1 protein-coding gene is annotated in these 1,286 nt (G+C 46.9%); it reads right to left on the reverse strand.

Features of this window, described 5'->3' with window-relative positions; genetic code table 11:
* On the reverse strand, window positions 1-1,204 hold a 1,204-nt coding region (locus R8N28_RS25265; protein WP_318183669.1), incomplete at its 3' end, for a lamin tail domain-containing protein.
* Window positions 1,205-1,286 lie beyond the last annotated feature (82 nt).

Below are 1,286 nucleotides of genomic sequence, written 5' to 3' on the forward strand. Positions count from 1 at the left end.
AAGGAATTTTGCCGTTCGGTGCTTTGGCATCAGATTCTAGGAAAACTCGATTCTCTGCATTTTGTTTTGCTAGCGCGACCGCTTCTGCACTGTCTGCTGCGTGAAGCTGAGTTGGCTTAAAGAGCGGAGCTTGGTGCGACAACATCATGTTGTTACGTTTTGAATCGTAATCGTAAGAGAAGTTGCGAGTAACAAACAAATCACTGGTTGAGTTCAGCGTCACTTGCATCCCTTCATGTCGCTCTAACGCATCACGCAGAGTTTCGCCTTCTTTGATCACAAGCGGCGTCACCAATGAAATGTCTGACGTGCCAGTTTTTACATAGCTGGTTGCGTCAGAAGAAAGCTGAGTATTGCTGTAGTACTCCTGAACCTTACCTTTCACACAAACTACGTCACCAGGCTTTAGCTCGGTATCTGCGGCGTTCGTATGAATAAATAGACCTTCTGACGTCTTATCGTTGTTATCGTTCTCGATAGCTTGCAGGTAGAAGCCTTTCGTCAAACCGCTAGTAACAGCGCTCACGACACCAGTAACAAAATGCTCTTCTGTCGTAATGTATGGGTAACCATCGATAAATGGCGAAGAAGCACCTTCACCTTGAATGTCTTGAATGGATGTGAACGTTGGCGCGTGTCCATCCACTTCACACACAAATGCTGCAGGTGGCTCAGCTGTATTCAGCTCGCCCAAGCCATCAATGTTGTCTTTTGCTAACGTTGTCCATTGAGAAGATTGGAAAGTCGCAGAAGGCGTCAGTGCGTCACCGTTACGTACCAAAGTGGCGTCTTTGCCAAATGCTACACCACCCATCACGCCGACCATGTCGTGAACTTCACCATCTTTTAGTAGTGCGAGAGGATCGTCACCATTAAAGTTCGCGACGTTTTTATCGGTCTGGTCAGCCACTGCTTTAATCGCATCGCTGGCATCGCCATGGGCAAGAACAAACACCTGCTTCGCTTGCAACGTTACTTGGCTCAAATCGATCTTGCTGCCCCAAGTGCCACCACCATTAGATGATTTCGCTAGCTCATAACCTGTTAGCGTGACTGCGGCATCACCGGTATTCGCGATCTCGACCGCTTTATTATACGAGCCACCTTCTACGTACTGGGAAATGATAATTTCTGCATTCGCGTTAGCGCTAAGCGCACTGGCGATGGTTAATGCAAGTATTGAGGGTTTGATTAACGTGTCCATTGTCGTACCTGATATTTATTTAAATGCAAACTAAGCTCCGATCAGAGCCTACCATTTGCGTCTACTATCAGGTTTATTTATG

The sequence above is a fragment of the Vibrio sp. Vb1554 genome, from assembly GCF_033344235.1.